Annotated in this window: 21 protein-coding genes; 3 read left to right on the top strand and 18 right to left on the bottom strand. The window is 68.6% G+C overall.

The genetic code is table 11. The features are described 5' to 3' along the window. Positions 1-4 precede the first annotated feature (4 nt). From ACLQ3C_RS17740 to hpt, 13 genes are all read right to left on the bottom strand, one after another. Positions 5-424, bottom strand: a complete 420-nt coding sequence (locus ACLQ3C_RS17740; RefSeq protein ID WP_425706410.1) for a rhodanese-like domain-containing protein — start codon at positions 422-424, stop codon at positions 5-7. Between the two features lie 193 nt (positions 425-617). After that, the gene (locus ACLQ3C_RS17735; protein ID WP_425706409.1) at positions 618-1,418 is read right to left on the bottom strand and encodes a type III pantothenate kinase; all 801 of its coding nucleotides are present in this window, start codon (positions 1,416-1,418) and stop codon (positions 618-620) included. Next, the gene (gene panD, locus ACLQ3C_RS17730) at positions 1,418-1,852 is read right to left on the bottom strand and encodes an aspartate 1-decarboxylase (protein WP_425706408.1); all 435 of its coding nucleotides are present in this window, start codon (positions 1,850-1,852) and stop codon (positions 1,418-1,420) included. The genes ACLQ3C_RS17735 and panD overlap by 1 nt, the downstream gene beginning before the upstream one ends. A gap of 68 nt (positions 1,853-1,920) precedes the next feature. Continuing rightward, positions 1,921-2,841, bottom strand: coding sequence for a pantoate--beta-alanine ligase (gene panC / locus ACLQ3C_RS17725; RefSeq protein ID WP_425706407.1), 921 nt, complete (start codon positions 2,839-2,841; stop codon positions 1,921-1,923). Continuing rightward, the gene (locus ACLQ3C_RS17720) at positions 2,838-3,839 is read right to left on the bottom strand and encodes a Rossmann-like and DUF2520 domain-containing protein (RefSeq protein ID WP_425706406.1); all 1,002 of its coding nucleotides are present in this window, start codon (positions 3,837-3,839) and stop codon (positions 2,838-2,840) included. The genes panC and ACLQ3C_RS17720 overlap by 4 nt, the downstream gene beginning before the upstream one ends. A gap of 180 nt (positions 3,840-4,019) precedes the next feature. After that, positions 4,020-5,306: a DUF6779 domain-containing protein gene (locus ACLQ3C_RS17715; protein WP_425706405.1), complete on the bottom strand. Its 1,287-nt coding sequence runs from the start codon at positions 5,304-5,306 to the stop codon at positions 4,020-4,022. A 105-nt stretch (positions 5,307-5,411) separates the two neighbouring features. Next, positions 5,412-5,954, bottom strand: coding sequence for a DUF3180 domain-containing protein (locus ACLQ3C_RS17710; protein ID WP_425706404.1), 543 nt, complete (start codon positions 5,952-5,954; stop codon positions 5,412-5,414). Continuing rightward, positions 5,954-6,487 carry a 2-amino-4-hydroxy-6-hydroxymethyldihydropteridine diphosphokinase gene (folK, locus tag ACLQ3C_RS17705; RefSeq protein ID WP_425706403.1) on the bottom strand — a complete coding sequence of 178 codons (534 nt, stop codon included), beginning with the start codon at positions 6,485-6,487 and terminating at the stop codon, positions 5,954-5,956. The genes ACLQ3C_RS17710 and folK overlap by 1 nt, the downstream gene beginning before the upstream one ends. Further along, positions 6,484-6,855 carry a dihydroneopterin aldolase gene (gene folB / locus ACLQ3C_RS17700; protein WP_425706402.1) on the bottom strand — a complete coding sequence of 124 codons (372 nt, stop codon included), beginning with the start codon at positions 6,853-6,855 and terminating at the stop codon, positions 6,484-6,486. Before folB ends, folK begins: the two co-directional genes overlap by 4 nt. Continuing rightward, positions 6,855-7,796 carry a dihydropteroate synthase gene (folP, locus tag ACLQ3C_RS17695; RefSeq protein WP_425706458.1) on the bottom strand — a complete coding sequence of 314 codons (942 nt, stop codon included), beginning with the start codon at positions 7,794-7,796 and terminating at the stop codon, positions 6,855-6,857. Before folP ends, folB begins: the two co-directional genes overlap by 1 nt. 20 nt (positions 7,797-7,816) lie before the next feature. Next, the gene (gene folE / locus ACLQ3C_RS17690; protein WP_425706401.1) at positions 7,817-8,431 is read right to left on the bottom strand and encodes a GTP cyclohydrolase I FolE; all 615 of its coding nucleotides are present in this window, start codon (positions 8,429-8,431) and stop codon (positions 7,817-7,819) included. A gap of 35 nt (positions 8,432-8,466) precedes the next feature. Beyond that, on the bottom strand, positions 8,467-10,854 hold the full coding sequence (gene ftsH / locus ACLQ3C_RS17685; RefSeq protein ID WP_425706400.1) for an ATP-dependent zinc metalloprotease FtsH: 2,388 nt from the start codon (positions 10,852-10,854) through the stop codon (positions 8,467-8,469). Positions 10,855-11,043: 189 nt separating this feature from the next. Continuing rightward, the gene (hpt, locus tag ACLQ3C_RS17680) at positions 11,044-11,613 is read right to left on the bottom strand and encodes a hypoxanthine phosphoribosyltransferase (RefSeq protein WP_425706399.1); all 570 of its coding nucleotides are present in this window, start codon (positions 11,611-11,613) and stop codon (positions 11,044-11,046) included. Positions 11,614-11,916: 303 nt separating this feature from the next. Here hpt and ACLQ3C_RS17675 point away from each other — a divergent pair, with 303 nt between their 5' ends. Together ACLQ3C_RS17675 and ACLQ3C_RS17670 are read left to right on the top strand one after the other, a co-directional pair. Continuing rightward, complete coding sequence (locus tag ACLQ3C_RS17675) at positions 11,917-12,666, top strand: glycine zipper family protein (protein ID WP_425706398.1); 750 nt, start codon at positions 11,917-11,919, stop codon at positions 12,664-12,666. Positions 12,667-12,679: 13 nt separating this feature from the next. Then, positions 12,680-13,069, top strand: a complete 390-nt coding sequence (locus ACLQ3C_RS17670; protein WP_425706397.1) for a GlcG/HbpS family heme-binding protein — start codon at positions 12,680-12,682, stop codon at positions 13,067-13,069. A 41-nt stretch (positions 13,070-13,110) separates the two neighbouring features. Here ACLQ3C_RS17670 and tilS read toward each other — a convergent pair whose 3' ends face one another. Genes tilS through dacB form a run of 3 tightly spaced genes read right to left on the bottom strand, consistent with a single transcriptional unit; the run spans position 13,111 to position 16,552 of the window. Next, the gene (gene tilS / locus ACLQ3C_RS17665; RefSeq protein ID WP_425706396.1) at positions 13,111-14,058 is read right to left on the bottom strand and encodes a tRNA lysidine(34) synthetase TilS; all 948 of its coding nucleotides are present in this window, start codon (positions 14,056-14,058) and stop codon (positions 13,111-13,113) included. Then, on the bottom strand, positions 14,037-15,137 hold the full coding sequence (locus ACLQ3C_RS17660) for a zinc-dependent metalloprotease (protein WP_425706395.1): 1,101 nt from the start codon (positions 15,135-15,137) through the stop codon (positions 14,037-14,039). The genes tilS and ACLQ3C_RS17660 overlap by 22 nt, the downstream gene beginning before the upstream one ends. Continuing rightward, positions 15,128-16,552, bottom strand: a complete 1,425-nt coding sequence (gene dacB / locus ACLQ3C_RS17655) for a D-alanyl-D-alanine carboxypeptidase/D-alanyl-D-alanine endopeptidase (protein ID WP_425706394.1) — start codon at positions 16,550-16,552, stop codon at positions 15,128-15,130. The genes ACLQ3C_RS17660 and dacB overlap by 10 nt, the downstream gene beginning before the upstream one ends. A gap of 159 nt (positions 16,553-16,711) precedes the next feature. Between dacB and ACLQ3C_RS17650 the strand changes: the two genes are divergently transcribed. Then, a complete protein-coding gene (locus ACLQ3C_RS17650) occupies positions 16,712-17,224 on the top strand; it encodes an inorganic diphosphatase (protein WP_425706393.1) in 513 nt (170 codons plus the stop codon). A 96-nt stretch (positions 17,225-17,320) separates the two neighbouring features. Here the strand turns inward: ACLQ3C_RS17650 and ACLQ3C_RS17645 are convergent, their stop codons facing one another. Both ACLQ3C_RS17645 and ACLQ3C_RS17640 read right to left on the bottom strand, forming a co-directional pair. Then, complete coding sequence (locus ACLQ3C_RS17645; protein ID WP_425706392.1) at positions 17,321-19,030, bottom strand: MDR family MFS transporter; 1,710 nt, start codon at positions 19,028-19,030, stop codon at positions 17,321-17,323. An 88-nt stretch (positions 19,031-19,118) separates the two neighbouring features. Next, entirely contained in the window at positions 19,119-19,616 is a 498-nt protein-coding gene (locus tag ACLQ3C_RS17640; RefSeq protein ID WP_425706457.1) for a MarR family winged helix-turn-helix transcriptional regulator, read from the bottom strand. Positions 19,617-19,686 lie beyond the last annotated feature (70 nt).

The raw sequence follows: 19,686 nt of genomic DNA, 5'->3' as shown, positions 1-19,686 counted from the left end.
CGGTTCAGTGGGCGGAGAAGACGTCGAACTCGCCCTGGTTGATCAGGCCGTTGATCCCGGCCCGCCGAAGACTGCGATGGCCACCGACGACGAACACCGCGCCGGTCACCCCGCGGGCCTGCAGATGCCATGTCAGCCATTCGGCTTCGTGGCCGTCGTCGGACACGAGGATCCAGCGGGCGCCGGCGGTCGCCGAGCGCAGCGCCGACGGCGAACCCGGGGTGAGCAGGTCCAACGCTTCGGCGGCGTCGAGTGCCAGGGCCCCGATCAATGCACCGTCGGTCTGCCGTTTGCGGTGGCTGCGGATGTCGACGGCAGTGGCGCCCGCGGCAATCGCGGACCGGTAGTCGGTGGCCTGCAGGGAGAGTGGGGCGTCGGGGGCTGGTGCCGAGACGGGTGCGAGAACCCGGACCGATGCGGTCATGGTGAGAAACCTCGAAAGTGATCAGAAAGATGAGCAGGGAGCACGAAGGAGGGCGGCCGCAGATGCGGACTCAGCCCTGACAACACTCCGGACAGCTCTTGATCACGCCGGACAGTTTGCCACAGTGGCGTCCGACGGTCCACATTTTGTGCAGCTGCGGGCGAAAGTCGCCCCAGGTGGTGACGGCCGGTGGCTATTTGCGGCGGGTGGTTGCGGCTTTGCTGCGCTCGTGGACCAGTCGCAGTCCCTCGAGCGTGAGGTGGGTGTGGTGGGTGCTCAGGGTCCGGCATTCGTCGAACATCAGCGGCGCCAGGTAGCCGGTGGCGACGACGGTGACGTCGCCGTCGAATCCGGGGACGGTGGTGCGGATGCGTTCGACGAGCCCGTCGATCTGCGCGGCGAAGCCGAAGAGGATGCCCGACTGCAACGCCTCCATGGTGTTCTTGCCGAGCACACTGCGCGGCGGCATCAGCTCCACCTTGCGGACGGTGACGGTGTGCTCACTCAGGGCCTCGACGCCGAGGTCGACGCCGGGGGCGATCGCACCGCCGAGAAACTCGCCGCGCGCCGACACCGCGTCGACGACGGTGGCCGTTCCGCACGCGACCACGATCGTCGGTCCGCCGAATTTGTGGTGCGCGGCAAGGCAGTTGGCGACGCGGTCGGCGCCCACCTCTTTGGGGTTGTCGACCAGCAGCGGAACACCGGTGCGCACACCGGGTTCGAGAATCACGTTGTGCGGGTTGTCGAAGTACCGACCGACCATCACCCGCGTCTCCCGGAGCAACGACGGCACGGTGGACAGGGCCGCCACACCGGTCACCTGCTCGACGTCGGAGCCGAGCAGTCCCCTGATCAGCAGGGCCAGTTCGTCGGCAGTGCGTTCGGGCTCGGTGTGCAGACGCCAGTCGCGGACGAGGCTGGCGTGCGCGCCGGTGCCGGCGAACACCCCGAGATGGGTGTTCGTGTTGCCGGTTTCGATGGTGAGGAGCATCAGATCCCGGCGACGGCGAATTCGTCGACGTGCCGCGGATCCCGCAATCCCGAGCCCTCGGGCGCGCGGGCGGGATCGGCACCTTGTTCCAGGATGCGGTTGCGCTCGTCGACGAAGACGACGTGCGGGGCGTAGTCGGCGATCTCCTGCGCGTCGAGCATCCCGTAGGCGATGATGATCACCAGATCCCCGGGCGCAACGAGATGTGCTGCGGCACCGTTGATCCCGATGACTCCGGTACCACGCTCGCCGGCGATCGCATAGGTTTCCAGGCGGGCGCCATTGGTGATGTCGACGATGGTGACCTGCTCCCCCTCGAGGAGATCGGCGGCGTCGAGCAGGTCGGCGTCGATGGTCACCGAGCCGACATAGTGCAGGTCGGCCTGGGTGACGGTGGCGCGGTGGATCTTTGAGGTCATCATGGTGCGTAGCATGTGCGGTCCTCCGGAATCGGCGGTGCGTTCGATAGGAAATATGTTGTCTCAGTGGGTGTTCTACTTGCTCACGGGGAGCCGGCCGCGCGTTCTTCCAGACTCAGGCCGATCGCGACGCCGACGTTGTCGATCAGCCGCGCCGGACCGAGGCGGGCGGCGACGAGCAGCCGCCCGTGGCCCTTGTCCGGCGCCTCCTCCAACGACCGGCCACGCAGGGCCAAGTAGTCGAGCTCGATGTCGGGTGCGGACGCCAGAACTGCATGCGCGGCATGGAGAATGGCGTCCTTGCCGCCCGGGGCGGCATGCGATCCGGCGGTCAGCGCCGCCGACAGGGCGGTCGCCAGTTCACGCTGGCCGGCATCGAGGTAGCGGTTGCGTGAGCTCATCGCGAGGCCGTCGGATTCACGGACCGTCGGCACCCCGACGATCTCGACATCCATGTTCAGGTCGGCGGCCATCTGCGTGATGAGAACCAGTTGCTGGTAGTCCTTTTCACCGAAGTACGCGGCGTGCGGGGCCGCGATGGCGAGGAGTTTGTTGACGACGGTGAGCATTCCGGCGAAGTGCCCGGGGCGCGCGGCGCCGTCGAGGATGTCGCCGACGGGTCCCGGCTGGATCGTCGTGCGGCGGCCGTCGGGGTACATCGCGGCCTCGGTCGGCGCGAAGACCAACTCGACACCGAGCGGGCGCAGCAGTTCGAGATCGGCGTCGAAGGTGCGCGGGTAGGCGTCGAGATCCTCGCCGACACCGAATTGCAAGGGATTGACGAAGATCGACACGATGACGACGGCGTCACCCTTGCCCTTCGCAGCACGCACCAGTTGCAGATGACCGGCATGCAGGGCGCCCATCGTCGGCACCAGCACGACGCGTTTGCCCGCGCGGCGCAACGCATTACTCACGCGGTGCAGGGTCTGCGGCTCCCGGTGCACGGTGAGCGTCCCGGGTGTGTAGAGGTTGGTCTCATCAGCGACGACGTGTGCGCTCATCGTGGCTCCAATACGTCGAGAACAGCCGGCGGCGCGCCGGATTGGTGGGCGGCACGGCGGGCGAGGATGCGGTAGGCCTCGGCGATCGAGTCGTCGGTATCCGCGTCGGGCAGTGTCCGCAGCGCCGCGAGGTGGGCGGCGACGGCGTCGGCGTCACCGCGGGCCACCGGGCCGGTGAGTGCGCCGGCGCCGAGGTCGAGAACATTCTGCAGCGACGCGGTGAGCAGAGGCGCGAGGATGCGTTCGGCCAGCCGGACCGGGTTCCCGTCGACGGTCGCGGTGGACTGTCCGGCACCGCCGGAGCCGGCGATCGCGCGGTTCAGGGCGCTGATGGCGTCGTCGACGAGGGCGACGAGGTGGTTGCCGCCGTGGGCGAGGGCGGCGTGGTAGAGCGTGCGGTCGGCCTCGGCCACCCGCACCGGCTCGCCGCCCATCTCCAGGACGAGCGCCGAGGCGATAGCGTCGCCGACCTCGCCGGCCGCGGTGATCCCGAAGCATGCCTGGGCAAGCCGCGCAGTGTCGTCGACGGTCCCCACGAACGTCATGGCGGGATGGATGGCCAATCCGATGGCGCCGAGTTCGACCAGCGGCGAAAGGATTCCGATGCCGTGGGCGCCGGCGGTGTGGGCGACCAGGGTGCCCGGACGCAGTGCCCCGGTGGCCGCGACGTCGTCGATCACCGACGGCAGGACCGCGTCGGGAACCGAGATGATGAGCAGTTCGGAGCGGGCGACGACGTCGGCGAGATCGAGGACGGCCGATTCCGGCAGTCGCTGCGCAACGCGTCGCCGGGACTGCGGCGAACGGGCGACGACGGCGCCGACGACATGTCCGGCGCGTTCGAGTGCTTCGCCCAGTGCGGTGCCGACCCGTCCGGCCGAGACGAGACCGACCGTCAGGCGGGCCGGGGTGGGCAGATTGGAGATACCGGGGATCGCCCCTGATGCGGGGCGGGTACCAGAAGACGCCGCGCGGGCGTCATCATTCGGTGAGGTCACCGTTGTCCTCCGGATCGTTCCAGTCCCGTGGCTGCCGCGCGGAGGCACAGCGATTGTGCCGGACCGCGACGGCCGGGTACCAGACGTTGCACAGCCAGGCTAGGCCGCCGGATTGGGCGAATCCAATCCATGTGACCGGACTCACCGCCCGCAACTGCGGCGTGTGTGCGGACGCGGGATTCAGTCGCCCCGGCGGCGGCGACCGCCGCTACCTGCTTCGGCATTGCGGAGCTGCCGAAGCAGTTCGGAGACCGGCAGACCGTTGGAGTGGGCACTGTCCGGGTCGTCGACGGGCTCCGAGGTCTCGGTGGACGCCTGCGGCTCATCGGCGCGGCGCCGCCCGCCGACCGCTCCGGGCCCGGCGGCGGTCTCGTGACGACCACGGGCCCAAGCCGGGACGGCTTCAGATGTGGGGGCCGGGACGGCTTCGGATGTGGGGGCCGGGACGGCTTCGGATGTGGGGGCCGGGACGGCTTCGGATGTGGGGGCCGACTCCGGCTCGGGCTCGGCGCCTGCGGTCTCGGCGCCCGCGGTCTCGGCGCCCGCGGTCTCGGTGGCGGAGTCCGGGGCAGGCCGGTCCCACTCGTCGGTGGGTGTCTCGTCGACAAACACCGCAGACTCGGCGGGATGGGACTCGTTCGGCCCGGATTCATTCCGGCCGGGGTGGGCGGGCGCCTGCGTGCTCGTCAGGTCGACCGGTTCCTCGACGACCGATGCGGTCTCGTCCGGCTCCGGTGCGGTGCCGAACGCGGCGAAACTCCCGGACAGCGTCTCCTCGGTGACGACGGGGATGACCTCGGTCATCTCGTTCGGGTCGGCCGTGCGCTCGATGTGACGCCCGTCGTCGGCGGCGGGGACGGTCTCGGCGAAGTCGCGGGCTGCGACCACACTGTCGTCGGGGGCGCTGAAGTCGTAGGCGGCCGAGCCGTGTCCCAGATCCCCGTAGGAGGTGCCGTAGCGATCGGGCCCGAGGCCACCGCCGCCGAGGCCGGACGCCAGCTCACGCAGCCGCTCGTTGGGCAGCGCGACCTGGTCGTCGGGCAAGGACTCGCCGAGCAGCCGTTCCAGACTCGCGCGCAGTGAGACCACCTGCTCTTTGAGCGCGGTCAGTTCGGTCCCGGATTCGGCGGAGATCTCCTTGCGGATGGTGGTCTCGACGTCCAGCTCGTATTGCCTGCGGGCGGCGATCTCCCGTTCGAGCTGCAATTCGTAGACCAACCGCAGATCCCGGCTCTTGGCCTCGGCGGTCTCGGCCTGCTTACGGAACCGGGTCACCAGGATCGCGCCGATGACCGCTGCCCACAGGGCCGCGACCACCGCCAGGGTGCCGGCAACCGACAGATTGTTGCTGAAGATCATCAGGATGCTGGCCGCCAGCGCGAGCACGATCAGCAGCCCGAGCAACCACTGGCCGACCGAGCGGCCCGTGCGCCGGGTTTCCGTGGAACGGCCGGTGGAGGTCGTCATATCTGTGCAACTTACCCGGTGGGCTCGCTCGCGGCGCGCAAGCCCGGCGGAGAGTCACGAATCATCGATGCGATACACGCGCGCGCAGTCGATGTTCGCGGCACCTCAGGCCGGCCCGGGATGCCGGTGGGTATCGCCGTCGACCGGGGTGTCGTCGGGATCGTCGGGGGCGCGGCAGCAGTATTCGAGCCAGAGCGCGGCGACGGTGAGCAACACACCGCCGATCACCCCGACGACGGCGGCGGGCGTGTCGTGCTGGGCGGCGGTGACACCGGTCTGGTTGAGCAGGAACACCAGGATTCCGGCCCACAGCCCGGTGGCGATGGCCCCCAGGATCGCCGACGCCTTGGCCAGCGCCAGCACCCGCGCCGCGGTCAGCGGGTGCAGCTGTCCGCGGGCCCGGCCGACCTGGCGACCCTGGACCCGAGCATGCACGATGAACCCGGTGACGGCCTCGATCACCGCGAGGACATAGAGGACGATGCCGGCCAGCGCCGGGATCGGCGGCACGCTGGAGTAGTTGTAGCGCACCAGGATCCAGGCCGTGACACCCACGATGACGGCCACGAGGACCAGGTCGAGCGGCTTGGTCGGCCCCATGCCCTGCTGTTCGTCGTCGTCCTTCTTGGGTGCGGTGGATCCGCTCATCACAGCGGTCCGATCCGGCGTACACCGTCCTGCTCGGCCTGCGGCAGCGCCGTGGCCAGCTCGGCGACCCGCCGAGGGCCGTCGGGCGTCACGAGTTCGGCGTCGGGCTCGATCTCGAGCCACGGCACGAGCACGAAGGCGCGTTGCGCGGCCCGCGGATGGGGCAGCGTCAGTTCGGGGTCGTCGGAGCGCACGACCCCGTCGGCGTCGGCCACGCTGATGACGTCGACGTCGAGGGTGCGCGGACCCCATCGCACCTCCCGCGTGCGGTGGGCGCGGGTCTCCAGTTCTGCGCCCAGACGCAGCCAGTCCACCGGGCTTCGTTCGCCCTCGACGATCAGGGTGATGTTGAGGAAGTCATCCTGCTCGACACCGCCCCACGGGGCGGTCGCGTACACCTGCGAGACATCGACGACGCGGATGTCGGCGCCCGCATCGGCCAGCCCGCCGGGAACGAGGCGCAGCATCGCCATCGGGTCGCCGACGTTGGCGCCTGCCGACAGCACCGCGCGGCTGTGACCGGGCGCGATCACTTGACCGACTTCCGGGATCGTCGGGTCACCACGGCGACGTCGTCGAAGGCCAGCGGGATGGGTGCAGACGGCTTGTGGACGACGACCTCGCAGGCCGAGATGCGTTGGTCGGCCATCACTTCGTCGGCGATCTCGGCGCCCACCGTCTCGATCAGATCATGCGGTGGACCGGCGACGATGCGGTGGACCTGCTGGGCCAGCGTCCCGTAGTCGACGGTCTGCGCGAGGTCATCGGTGGCCGCGGCCGCACGCAGATCCAGCCACAGGGTGACGTCGATGATGAACAGCTGACCGTCGGTGCGCTCGTGGTCGAAGACCCCGTGGTTGCCGTGCACACGCAGACCGCGCAGTTCGATCCGGTCGGCCATCAGTGCTGCTCCCCGACGTGTCCATGGGCGGCGTATCCGGTCGGTGTGGACGTGTCCCGCCCGACGCGGCCCGCTCCGCCCGCGCACCACGCGGCGGCGACGCGCACGGCGTCGCGACTGCCGGCCACATCGTGCACGCGGACGCCCCACGCGCCACCGGCGGCGGCCAGTGTCGAGACCGCGGCAGTCGCCACATCGCGTCCGGCCGGTGGTCGTTCGGCGTCGCCGGAGGCGAGCGATCCACCATCGCCGGAGGCGGATAATCCACCGCCGGAGGCGAGCAATCTACCCAAGAAGCGTTTGCGGGACGCGCCGATGAGGATCGGGAAGCCCAGTCCGACGAAGGTCGGCAGCGCGTGCAGCAGGGTCCAGTTGTGTTCGGCGGTCTTGGCGAAACCGAGGCCCGGATCGAGGATGATCCGATCCGGGTCGACTCCGGCGGCAACCGCTGCGTCGACCTGTCCGAGCAGTTCCCGGCTCACCTCCGCGACGACGTCGTGATAGCCGCCGGTGTCGTCGACGCGGTGGATGAACCGGCGTCCCGCATCGGAGTCATCGCCGGCGGGCCGCCAGTGCATGAGAATCCAGGGCAGCCCGGCATCGGCCATGACGCGCGCCATGTCGGCGTCGGCGCGACCGCCGGAGACGTCGTTGACGAGGCGGGCGCCCGCCTCGATCGCGGCGGCGGCGACCGACGCACGCATGGTGTCGACCGAGACGGTGGCCCCGAGACCGGTCAGTCCGGAGATGACGGGGGCGACGCGTCGGGTCTCGATGTCCGGGTCGACGCGGATGGCTCCGGGCCGGGTGGACTCGCCGCCGACGTCGATCAGGTCGGCACCGTCATCGAGCAGCTGCTGCCCGTGGGCCAGCGCAGCGTCGAGGTCCAGGTACCGGCCGCCGTCGGAGAACGAGTCGGCGGTGACGTTGATGATTCCCATCACCTGGGTTGCAGCGGTGTTCACCGGGTGATCAGGTCGAGCGCTTCGCCCCGGGACACCGCACTGGTCTTGAACAGTCCGCGAACCGCCGACGTGGTGGTACGCGCTCCGGGTTTACGGATACCGCGCATCGCCATGCAGAGATGTTCGGCCTCGATCACCACGATGACCCCGCGCGGGTCGAGCCTGCGCACGATGGCGTCGGCGATCTGGGTGGTGAGCCGCTCCTGGACCTGCGGCCGTTTGGCGTAGAGGTCGACGAGCCGCGCGAGTTTGGACAGCCCGGTCACCTGCCCACTCACGCCGGGGATGTAGCCGACGTGCGCGACGCCATGGAAGGACACCAGGTGGTGCTCACACGTCGAGTACAAGGGGATGTCCTTGACCAGGACGAGTTCGTCATGATCTTCGTCGAAGGTCGTCGCGAGGACCTCCGACGGATCGGTGTAGAGCCCGGCGAACATCTCGCGGTAGGCGTTGGCCACGCGGGTCGGCGTGCGCCGCAAGCCTTCTCGTTCCGGGTCCTCGCCGACTGCGATGAGCAGTTCGCGCACGGCCGCCTCGGCCCGGGCCTGATCGAACTGCCGGCTCGGCTCCGAAGCGGACTCCGCTCCGCGCTGGTCGAGTGTCGTCACATCCGTCCCTTCGATCGCCAGAAGTCACTCCCGGTTCAGGCGCCGTTGCCGTTCGCGTCTTTACCCGACTCGTCGGGCCGTCCCGGGTGGCCCGGACCGGGCGTGCCGGGCGCAGAACCGTTGCCGCCGTTGCCATATGCGCCATTAGGACCCTGCGCACCGTTGCGGCCCTGCGCACCGTTGGGCTCGCCGCCACCTGGACCGTGGCCCTGCTCGCGCGGCGGCCACCCGGGCGCCGACCAGTCACGGGGCGCACCGTAATCCGGCCACGTCGCACCCTGGGGGCCCGACTGCGGGGGGCCTTGCGGCGGATAGGGCGGGGGTGGATAGGACTGGGGTGGATAAGACTGGGGCGGATAGGGATTCTGCTGCGGCGGGTACTGCCCCTGCTGCGGCGGATATCCGGGCGCCGCCTGCGGCGGGTACGTCGGCGCGCCCGGTCCCCCACCGGCACCGACCGGCTCGGGCACCTTCGCCGGTTCCGGCGGCCACGGCTCACCGCGCTCGACGGCGAGCTCGCCCGGCGTCTTGACCGGCGGCTTGTCGCTGGGCGTGCGGTCCCCGAAGTCGTTGAAGGCCGTGATCCGCGGACGCTTCTCGACCTGCGAGAAGATCTTCTGCAGGTCCTTGCGGGTCAGCGTCTCCTTGTCGAGCAGCTCACTGGCGAGCACGTCGAGGGTGTCGCGGTATTCCGACAGAATGGCCCACGCCTCGGTGTGCGCGGCCTCGATGAGCCGGCGCACCTCGTCGTCGATCTCGCCGGCGACCTCGGCCGAATAGTCGGTCTGGTTGCCCATCGACCGGCCCAGGAACGGGTCGCCCTGTTCTTGTCCATAACGGACCGCGCCCAGCTTGGCGCTCATGCCGTATTCGGTGACCATCGCGCGGGCGATCTTGGTGGCCTGATCGATATCCGAGGAGGCGCCGGTGGTCGGCTCGTGGAAGACCAGCTCTTCCGCGGCTCGCCCGCCCATCGCCATGACCAGTCGCGCGATCATCTCCGAGCGGGTCATCAGATCTTTGTCCTGCTCGGGCACGGCCAAGGCGTGTCCACCGGTGCGGCCGCGCGCGAGGATGGTGACCTTGTAGATCGGGTCGAGATCGGGCATCGCCCAGGCGGCGAGTGTGTGGCCGCCCTCGTGGTAGGCGACGACCTTCTTCTCGTGTTCGCTGATGATGCGGCTCTTGCGACGCGGCCCACCGATCACGCGGTCGACGGCCTCTTCGAGCATCTCCGCGGTGATGCTGTGCTTGTTCTCGCGGGCGGCGAGCAAAGCGGACTCGTTGACCACGTTGGCGAGGTCGGCGCCCGACATTCCCGGGGTCCGCTTCGCCAGACCGTCGAGGTCGGCGTCGGCGTCGACCGGCTTGCCCTTGGCGTGGACGCGCAGGATCGCGCGGCGGCCGGCCATGTCCGGGTTGCCGACCGGGATCTGGCGGTCGAAACGACCGGGACGCAGCAGCGCCGGGTCGAGGATGTCGGGCCGGTTGGTGGCGGCGATCAGGATGACGCCCTGACGGTCACCGAAGCCGTCCATCTCGACGAGCAACTGGTTGAGGGTCTGCTCACGCTCGTCGTGACCGCCGCCGAGACCTGCGCCACGCTGGCGTCCGACGGCATCGATCTCGTCGACGAAGATGATGCAGGGACTGTTGTTCTTGGCCTGTTCGAACAGGTCACGCACCCGGGACGCGCCGACACCGACGAACATCTCGACGAAGTCCGATCCGGAGATCGTGAAGAACGGCACCCCGGCCTCGCCGGCCACCGCGCGCGCCAGCAGTGTCTTACCCGTTCCGGGCGGACCGTAGAGCAGCACGCCCTTGGGGATCTTGGCGCCGAGCGCCTGATACCGCGCCGGGTTCTGCAGGAAGTCCTTGATCTCGTACAGCTCTTCGACTGCCTCGTCGGCGCCCGCGACGTCGGCGAAGGTCGTCTTGGGCATGTCCTTGGTGAGCTGTTTGGCGCGAGATTTGCCGAAGCCCATCACGCCGCCGCGACCACCGCCCTGCATCCGGCTCATGACGAAGAAGAACAGGCCGAACAACAGCAGCATCGGCAGCAGGAAGATCATGATCTGCCAGAACACCGACTGCTGGTTGACGTTGGTCTGGTACTGCGTGCCGGTGGCCTTGACGTCGTTGAAGATCTCCTCGCTCGCGGCGGCGGGATACTTCGTGCTGATCTTGGTCAGCTCGTCGCCACCGACCTTGACCGGCGACTTGGTCTCGATGCGCAGCTGTTGCTCGCGGTCATCGATCTGGATGGACTTGGTGTTCTTGGTGTTGAGCTGCGTCAACGCGACCGAGGTGTCCACGGCCGTGTAGTCGCGACCGTTGTCGCGCCATACGCTCCAGCCCCAGAAGGCGAGCACGATGACCGCCACGATGGCGAGGTTGCGGAAGACTGTCTTGCGATTCATGCCAGTGAAGGTTCGGCCGATGCTGTTGTCAGCCGGCCGGTCCCGTTGGTCCTTCCCATCGGTTCGTGATCGCCGTGGGCCCGGGCCCGATGGCGGTCGTTGAGATAAGGCTACCGGTCAACGATCACGCAGGTAAAACCGTTCCCCTACGGGCGGAATCCCGCCGGACCCGTGAACCGGTGGCCGAACTCATTGCTGGTACACACTCGGCCGCAGCCGGCCGATGAACGGCAGGTCGCGGTACCGCTCGGCGTAGTCGAGGCCGTAACCGACGACGAATTCGTTGGGGATGTCGAAGCCGACGTCGGCGACGTCGACCGGCGAGCGAACGGCCTCGGGTTTGCGCAGCAGCGTGCACACCGACAACGACCGCGGCGAGCGGGTCGCGAGATTCTTCATCAGCCAGGACAACGTGAGCCCGGAATCGATGATGTCCTCGACGATCAGCACGTCCCGGCCGGCGATGTCGCGGTCGAGGTCCTTGAGGATGCGGACCACACCCGACGACGAGGTCGCCGAGCCGTAGCTCGACACCGCCATGAACTCCATCTGCGAGGGAATCGGCAGCGCCCGCGCAAAGTCGGTCATGAACATGATCGCGCCCTTCAGCACGCCGATGAGGACGAGGTCCTCGTCGAGGTCCTGATAACGCGCGGCGACCGACTCGGCCAGCTCGACCGTGCGTTCGCGGATCTGCTCCTCGGTGATCAGCACCGCCTCGATGTCATCGCCGTAATGGTGTTCGATCTCGTTCGCCACGGGCTCTAGCTTGTCATGCCGACCGCGAGTGACCCATCACACGGGGCCCGGACGTACCCGCCCGTGTCGCGATGACGCTCACGAATACAGCTGCCGTATTAATACCTGCCATTCTTGGCGGATTTCCATGACGAATCGTCTCAGGTGAATAACAAGATGCCACAATTGTCACTCCTCTTCGATTTATCCGTCATTCTCTCCGGCTCTCGGTAATGATCGGCGACGAACGTACGCAAAGCACCATCGGAGACCGTTTCCCGCGCGGCCGAAGCCGCCGACTCCCCCATCTCAGAAACACACGTCATGTCCGATTTGCCGCACCGTCCCGGTCTTATCACCACCGTCTCGTCGGCCCCCACCCGAAAACGGTTGTTCCGGCTGCTGACTGCGGCTGTGACGGTGTCGGTCCTCTTCGCCCCGCTCATACATGGGAGCGTCGCCGAGGCCGCGCCACCGACGCCGGTGCGCTACGCCGTCTCCACCACACCAGGACAGGTACACCTGTCGGTGGACAACGGGACCGTGGAGCGCCGCGGCGACGACCTCGCCGTGGTCGATGCCGACGGCACTGTCGTATTCCGGTTGCCGCTGACTTATCGTCTCGAATATCGACAATTCCCCATTCGTGCCCAAATAGCGGACAAGTCGGTGATCCTCACGCCGGTGCGAGACGTCGACGAGTCGGTACCGGTGAATCCGCGATCGGTCGATCCGGTTCGCACCCCGGCCGCACAATCGGCGACACAATCGGCCGGCCCGAAAACCCGCCAAGAACGCGATGATGCCGCGCTCGCGCGTTTCAACCAGCAGCTCGCCGCGGGATTGACGATCTCCACGCTGGTCGGCACCGCGATCGGTGCGGTGATCGGCGGCGTGGCCGGCTGCCTCCTCGGGCTCCCGCTCGCCGGTCTCGGCTGCCTACCCGGGATCCCGCTCGGCGCCTCGCTGGGTGGAGTGGCCGGGACCATCGCCGGTGGCGGTGGCGTCCTGATCGTCGCTGCCATCCAGTACTTCCAGACGATCAACGCACCGTTCACCGCACCAGCCAACTGATCCGGCCCGCGCGGTGTCGGCGCGCGACGGCGGCGACCTGCGAGGGAATCGGGACGGCAGGCGGCCGCCGAACAGCCGTGCCCGCAAGATCGTCGACGCCGGGGGCAACCTGATCACGCACATCCGGCAGGACGGGGCGTGGATCGGCAGTGTCGAGATCTCCATCAACAAGGCCTGGACGGCGCGTGCGTTCAACATCTCCACCAAAGAGCTGCGGGCCAATTCGCAACCGGGACAGCAGTTCTACGGCATCCACACCACCAACGACGATCGTGTCGTGATCTTCGCGGGAGGTATCCCACTCGTCGTGGACGATGTGGTGGTCGGCGGGATCGGGGTGAGCGGCGGGTCCGGGGAACAGGATCAGACCATCGCCGAGGCCGGGTTTGCTGCGCTCGGATGACACCCACCGGCTCCCATGAGGTGGCGAGCAGGCCGCCGCTGTCAGCGCGCGACGGCGGCGACGACCAGCGTCGTACCGGTTGATTCCACGACCAGCCGGTGGCTTGGATCGCCGCCGATCGCCACCTGGCCCCCGGCCCGACCGGTGAGCAGCGCGTCGACGGCGCCGATGACCCGGCTCGTCGGCTCGGTGGCGCCGAGGTCGACGAGCCAGCGACGCAACACGCGGGTGCGCAGTGCCACCGCGAGTCCGGTGACCGCGCCGATGTCGAGGCCCGCATCGGTGACCGTCCGGCGGTAGTGCTCGTCGGCGATTGCGTCGAGCGCGTCGTTGTCGGCACGCAGGGCGTCGGCGGTGCGGGCCAGTGCCTCGACGGACCCGCCACGCAGGACGTCGTCGAGCAGCGGCAGCACCTCCGAACGCAGCCGGACCCGGGTGAACCGGGGATCGCGGTTGTGCGCGTCGGCGTGCGGGGCCAGCCCGAGTTCGGTGCAGGTGGCGACGGTCTGGGCGCGCCGGATGCCCAAGAAGGGCCGCCCCCACGGCGGCGACCACGCGCGCATGCCGGCGATCGACCGGCCGCCCGACCCGCGGGCCAGGCCCAGCAGCACGGTTTCGGCCTGATCGTCCATGGTGTGGCCGAGCAGCACCGGCGCTCCGTCGCGGGCGGCGTCCAGTGCGGTGTAGCGCGCGTCGCGGGCGGCCGCCTCCATTCCGCCGACGGTACCGACGCTCACCTCGAGGACCTCGGCCCGCGCGCCGAGCGCGGTGGCGGCCCGGGCGGCGTCGTCGGCGACATGCGCCGATCCGTGCTGCAGCCGGTGATCGACGACGAGGGCCCGGACCTCGAGACCGGCACGCAACGTCGCCGCGGTGAGCGCAAGCGAATCCGGACCACCGGACAACCCCACGCACACCCGACGGGCACCGTCGAGGTGTTCGCCGACGAACCTCTCGACCGCCCCGGTCAGAGCACCCGCGCTATCCATCGCGCCGGTTCGTCGATCTCGTCGGGCAGCGGCATCGTCTCCGGCGAGGTCCAGATGGTGTTGAATCGTGCCATCCCCACCGTCGCGACCACCTCGTCGACGAACGCCTTGCCCCGAATGTATTGCGCCAGTTTGGCATCCATGCCGATGAGGGCACGGATGATGCGCTGCACCGGGTTTCGCGGGCCGGTTCGGCGGCGGTCGAACGCCTCACGGATCGACGCGACCGTCGGCACCTGGGCCGGGCCGACCGCGTCCATCACGTGGTCGGCGTGGCCCTCGAGCAGGGTGCCGAGCATCAGCATCCGGTTGAACGCGTCGTACTGTTCGGGCGTCTGCAGCAATTGCATCGCGCCGATGATGCCCTTCTCGCGCGGCTTGCCACCGCGCAGCGCACCGGTGAGGCGCGCAGCGACGTCGGACACCGACTCACCGGCATCGGAGGTGAGGACCTCGATGTTGTCGAGCATGTACTGGCGCAGCCAGGGATTCGCCGAGAACTGCACACGGTGGGTGACCTCGTGCAGACACACCCACAGCCGGAAGTCCGACGGCACCACCCGCAGGGCACGCTCGACGCCGACGATGTTCGGCAGCACCAGCATCAGGACGCCGGGGTCGGTGGCGTCGGAGCCGGGGCCAGCGGGGGAATCGGCCGGCGGCGAGAACGGGTCGTACTGGCCGAGGATCGCGGTCGAGAGAAAGGCGAGCAGTCCCGACGCCTGCAGGCCGCCGATCCGGCCGGACAGACCGGGCGACTCCTCGGTGGCACCCCCGGAGAGCATGGCGCGCATCGATTCGCCGGAGGCGTCTATCCACTCGTCTCTTTCGAGGACCCGTGCCGCGGGCACCGCGAGCCCGTCGGCCAGGCCGGTGACCTCCCGAACCGGTCCCTCGGCCCGCACCGCGGCGTCGGCCAGTTCGGTGCGCGCGGCCATCCGGGTGTAGTCGGTCATCTTCGGGCCGGGACGGGAGAGTTTCTTGCCCACCGTCGCGGCCAGTCCCCAGTCGATCTTCGCCCCGACCGACTCCAGCGCGGCCGACTCCAGCGTGTTCGCGGTCTCGTCGTCTATCGACATCCACACTCCCTCAGATCACCGGGGATGGCGTCGAGCGCCGGCCGCGCGTCGGCGGGAGAGGTTCCCCCCGACATCAACGCGAACGACAGCACCCGCCCATCGACGGTTTGGACTATGCCCGTCAACGAACTGACCCCGGTCAGAGTTCCGGTTTTGGCGCGCACCCAGCCCGCACCCGGGTTGGTGCGCGCATCGAAGCGATCGGCCAGGGTGCCGGTGCCGCCGGCGATCGGCAGTCCGTCGAGCATCGGACGCATCTTCGCGGCGTGGGCCTGCGCCGGCGAGTCGGAGCCGATCGGTCCGCTGGCCGCACCCATCAACGTGTCCAGCAACGATGCCGGGACCAGGTTGCCATAGGACAGTCCCGACGAATCCTGGAGCTTGGCGCCCGCGGTGGGAAAACCGTTGGCGTTCAGCACCTTCAGCACCGCCTGGGCACCGCCCGCGAGAGTCGCCGGCTCCCCCTGCGAGCGGGCGAGTTCGATGGACAGCGCCTCGGCCTCGACGTTGTCGGAGAAGCGCATCATGTCGTCGACGCGGGTGACCAGCGGCGCCGAGGTCACCTGCGCGACGGTGCGCGCTCCGGCCGGTGCGGTCTGTTCGGTCACGTCGGTGGACACGCCCAGCGCGCGGGCGAGGGCCTGCCCGGCGGTGACGCCCGGATCGTCGACGCGCGGCGAGTACTCGTCGAGCGGTTTGATGCGCGCGCCGTCGACCATCAGCGATTCCATCGGTGCGATGTCGCCGCCGGCGATATCCCCGCGTGACCACGTGGGGTCCATCGTCGGACCCGAGTAGGCGCTCAGATCCACCGCCACCGAGGTGGGATCGATGCCGGCGCGTTTGATCTGGTCGGCGAGCGCCGAGGTACGGCCCGGATCGGTGTAGAAGGATTCGACGCCGGGCGGCTGCGCGGTCAGCGTCGGGTCGCCTGCGCCCTTGAGGATGACCTGCCCGCCGGGTCCGGCCAGCACGCTGGTGGTGAGGCGCTGATCGTGCGGCAACGCCAGCAGGACGGCCGATGCGGTGAGGATCTTGGCGTTCGACGCCGGTGTGCGCGGCCGCTCGGCGCCTTGCGACCACAGCACCGTGCCGGTCAGCGAGTCACTGATCTGGCCGGTCAGCGTGCCCAACGCGGGTGATTTGAGCGACTGCGCGATGGCCTTGGTGATCCCGGGTGCCGTCGGCTCCGGCGCGTTCGCCGAGACCGGGTTGATCACCGGGGTGAACGCGATCGGCGCCGGCCGGCCCGGGGTTCCGGGCGGCAGCGGGTCCGGCTCGGTCAGCTGCCGGTAGGTGAACACACCACCGACCGCGATGGCGGCGACGAGGATCACCGAGATCAGCGACCAGATGAGGCGTCGACGACGCGTTCCTGGTCGCTTCACGGGAGCATTTCCGTGATGTGCACCCACACAACCTCCGGGTCTCGACAATCCTTCGTGCGGCCCTAACAGTATCGTTGAGGCGATTCGCGCCGCCGACTCGCACGATGCCACGATCGCACCATCCGGCGCATCGGGCATCATCGGCTGCCGTCACCCCAACGACACTGCCATGATCAAGGAGGAAGCGTGGAATTCGATGTGACCATCGAGATCCCCAAGGGAAGCCGCAACAAGTACGAGGTGGACCACGAGACCGGGAAGATCTACCTCGACCGGTATCTGTACACCGCTTTCGGCTACCCCGCCGACTACGGCTTCGTCGACAACACGCTCGGCGAGGACGGCGACCCGCTCGATGCGCTTGTCCTGCTTCCGGAGTCGGTCTATCCCGGTGTCATCGTTCGCGCGCGGATCGTCGGCATGTACACCATGACCGACGAGGCCGGCGGCGACGACAAGTTGCTGTGCGTGCCGGCCGGCGACGTCCGCTGGGATCACATCCAGGACATCGGTGACGTCTCGGATTTCGAGAAGAGCGCGATCTCCCACTTCTTCGAGCACTACAAGGATCTCGAGCCCGGCAAGGAGGTCACCCCGGGCGGCTGGGTCGACAAGGCCGAGGGCGAGAAGGTCGCCCAGGAGGCCATCGACCGCCTGAAGCAACACCCGCACGACGCCGCCGAGCCCTCGCGCGGCTGATCACATAGCTGCTGATCACCTAAGACCGACGGCGCCCGCCCCACGTAGGGGACGGGCGCCGTCGTCGTCGGTGCGGTGACCTCGGCCGGCCGCGGGTCAGGTCGTCGCGGGCTCCTTGGCCGGACCGGCCGGGCGTCCGGTACGCAGCGGCAGCTGCGGCCAGGTGACGGTACCGATGAGCACCAGCAGCGACACGATCGAGACGGACAGGAACACCCGGTCCATCGAGTCGGCGAAGCCGGTCATGATGGGCCGTGAGAGTTGGTCGGGCAGTTTGGCGATCACCGATGTGTCGCTCATGACGCTGTCCGACGATCCCGACCCGGCCTGCCCGGGATGCTCCTTGGCCGCGATCAGCGACTGACCGAACGCACGGACCTGCGGATCGCTGCTCTGGGCGGCCTCGATGACTCCCGCGGAGAACGACGGCTGCTCGGCGGCCTGGACCATCTGGTCTTTGATGTTCGGGCCCATCAGCGAGAACAGCACCGAAAAGAACACGGCCACACCGAGAGTCGCACCGATCTGCCGAAAGAACGTCGCCGTGCCCGTCGAGAGCCCCATGTCCTTGGGCGGCAGGATGTTCTGCATCGCCAAGGTGATCGGCTGCATCAGGTTGCCGAGCCCGAAGCCGAGCAGCGCGGCGAGGACCATCACCACCCACACCGGCATCGTGACGCTCAGATAGTGCAGCAGGAAGGTCGCGACGGTGATGAGCACCGACCCGATGATCGTGAAGATCTTGTACTTTCCGGTCCGCGAGATCAGCTGACCCGACAATATCGAGCCGGTCATCAGGCCGAGCACCATCGGCAGCATCTGCAGCCCGGCGATCATCGGGCTCGAACCACGCAGGACCTGAAAGTACTGCGGCAGCATCGAGATTCCGCCGAACATCACCGCACCCACGATGACCGAGATGGCGACACCTTGCGCGAAGACCCGGTTCTTGAAGACCCGCAGCGGGATCAGCGCATCCTCGCCCATCTTCTTCTCGATCCAGATGAACGCGGCCAGACCGACGACGCCGATCATGTAGCAGACGATCGACTTCGTCGAGAACCATCCCCAGACGCGTCCCTGCTCGGCGACCACCAGCAGCGGCGCCACGGTGACGGCAAGTGCGGTCGCACCCCAGTAGTCGGTGCGGGTTCCGGTGGACTTGTTCTGCTCGTAGTTGAGCACGAAGTAGACGACGACCAGCGCGATGATGCCGATCGGGACGTTCACCAGGAACACCCAACGCCAGCCGGACACCCACAGGATCGTCGTCTGTCCGGCGAGCAGGCCACCGAGCACCGGGCCCAGGACGCTCGAGGTGCCGAACACGGCCAGGAAGTAGCCCTGGTACTTGGCGCGTTCGCGGGGTGGCACGATGTCGCCGATCGTGGTCAGCGCCAAGGTGAACAGCCCGCCCGCACCGAGTCCCTGCAGGGCGCGGAAGCCGGCGAGCATGTACATCGAGGTCGCCATGCTGCACAGCAGCGAGCCGACCACGAAGATCGTGATGGCCACGAGGAAGAACGGTTTGCGTCCGTAGAGATCGGAGAGCTTGCCGTACAGCGGCGTGACGATCGTCGAGGTCACCAGGTAGGCGGTGGTGACCCACGCCTGCATGTCGTAACCATGCAGGTCGTCGGCGATGGTGCGGATCGCGGTGGAGACGATCGTCTGATCGAGCGCGGCGAGGAACATCCCGAGCATCAGCCCGGCGAGCACCGTCAGGATCTGCCGGTGCGAGAGCCCGGCTCCGGCCTGCTCGACCGGTGGTGACGCCGACGATGCGGCCGCGTTCTCGTTGCTCATGAAGTCCTCGGGATGGTAGTGGCGGAACGAATTCTCTGGGCGGATCGATTGGTCGGGTTCTCTGGCGGGATCTCTCGGGGGAGAGGTCCTAGGGGTGGGGTTCTCCACTGACGGGCGAATCCAACCCCGATCCCGGCGACGCCGGGTCCGGGGTTCGACGTTCGCAGGCGGGCGGGACCAGGGTTTCGGCGGCATCGACGAAGCGGGTGAGAAGGCTCAGCAGCGTCGCAAGCTCCTCACCCCGCCACTCACTGAGCGCGGAGTTCAGGGCGGTACGACGTCCCGAGCGCATCGCCTCGACGCGTTCGCGTCCGGTGCCGGTGATCACCAGCAGCGTGGCGCGGCCGTCGTGCGGATCGGCTTCGCGGCGGATCAGCCCGAGTTCGACGAGCTGCGACACGTGCCGGCTGACCGTCGACGGGTCGGTGTTGAGCTCGGCTGCCAGCTCGCGCGAACGCATCGGTTGCCGTGCCAGGTGGAACAGGCCCTTGAAGGCAGCCGTCTCGAATTCGCCGTCGACGGTTCGGAAAGTCGTGTGCACCGCCCGGTCGCGTAGACGTACGTACCGCGCGAGCGTGTCGGTGATGTGGTCGGCGGCGGTGTTCGCCCCGGCGTTGCCGGCCCGCAACAGCATCGCCAGGGGTTCGCCGGTACCG

This window comes from Gordonia sp. DT30 (assembly GCF_049844915.1).
In the GTDB taxonomy this organism is placed as follows: Bacteria; Actinomycetota; Actinomycetes; order Mycobacteriales; family Mycobacteriaceae; genus Gordonia.
This window is presented reverse-complemented; position numbering and strand designations above follow the sequence as displayed.

Excerpts from the sequence above, each read along its gene's own strand:
- ACLQ3C_RS17740 (WP_425706410.1), bottom strand. The coding sequence starts at position 424 with ATGACCGCATCGGTCCGGGTTCTCGCACCCGTCTCGGCACCAGCCCCC.
- ACLQ3C_RS17735 (WP_425706409.1), bottom strand. The coding sequence starts at position 1,418 with ATGCTCCTCACCATCGAAACCGGCAACACGAACACCCATCTCGGGGTG.
- panD (WP_425706408.1), bottom strand. The coding sequence starts at position 1,852 with ATGCTACGCACCATGATGACCTCAAAGATCCACCGCGCCACCGTCACC.
- panC (WP_425706407.1), bottom strand. The coding sequence starts at position 2,841 with ATGAGCGCACACGTCGTCGCTGATGAGACCAACCTCTACACACCCGGG.
- ACLQ3C_RS17715 (WP_425706405.1), bottom strand. The coding sequence starts at position 5,306 with ATGACGACCTCCACCGGCCGTTCCACGGAAACCCGGCGCACGGGCCGC.
- ACLQ3C_RS17710 (WP_425706404.1), bottom strand. The coding sequence starts at position 5,954 with ATGAGCGGATCCACCGCACCCAAGAAGGACGACGACGAACAGCAGGGC.
- folB (WP_425706402.1), bottom strand. The coding sequence starts at position 6,855 with ATGGCCGACCGGATCGAACTGCGCGGTCTGCGTGTGCACGGCAACCAC.
- folP (WP_425706458.1), bottom strand. The coding sequence starts at position 7,796 with ATGGGAATCATCAACGTCACCGCCGACTCGTTCTCCGACGGCGGCCGG.
- ftsH (WP_425706400.1), bottom strand. The coding sequence starts at position 10,854 with ATGAATCGCAAGACAGTCTTCCGCAACCTCGCCATCGTGGCGGTCATC.
- ACLQ3C_RS17675 (WP_425706398.1), top strand. The coding sequence starts at position 11,917 with ATGTCCGATTTGCCGCACCGTCCCGGTCTTATCACCACCGTCTCGTCG.
- tilS (WP_425706396.1), bottom strand. The coding sequence starts at position 14,058 with ATGGATAGCGCGGGTGCTCTGACCGGGGCGGTCGAGAGGTTCGTCGGC.
- ACLQ3C_RS17660 (WP_425706395.1), bottom strand. The coding sequence starts at position 15,137 with ATGTCGATAGACGACGAGACCGCGAACACGCTGGAGTCGGCCGCGCTG.
- ACLQ3C_RS17645 (WP_425706392.1), bottom strand. The coding sequence starts at position 19,030 with ATGAGCAACGAGAACGCGGCCGCATCGTCGGCGTCACCACCGGTCGAG.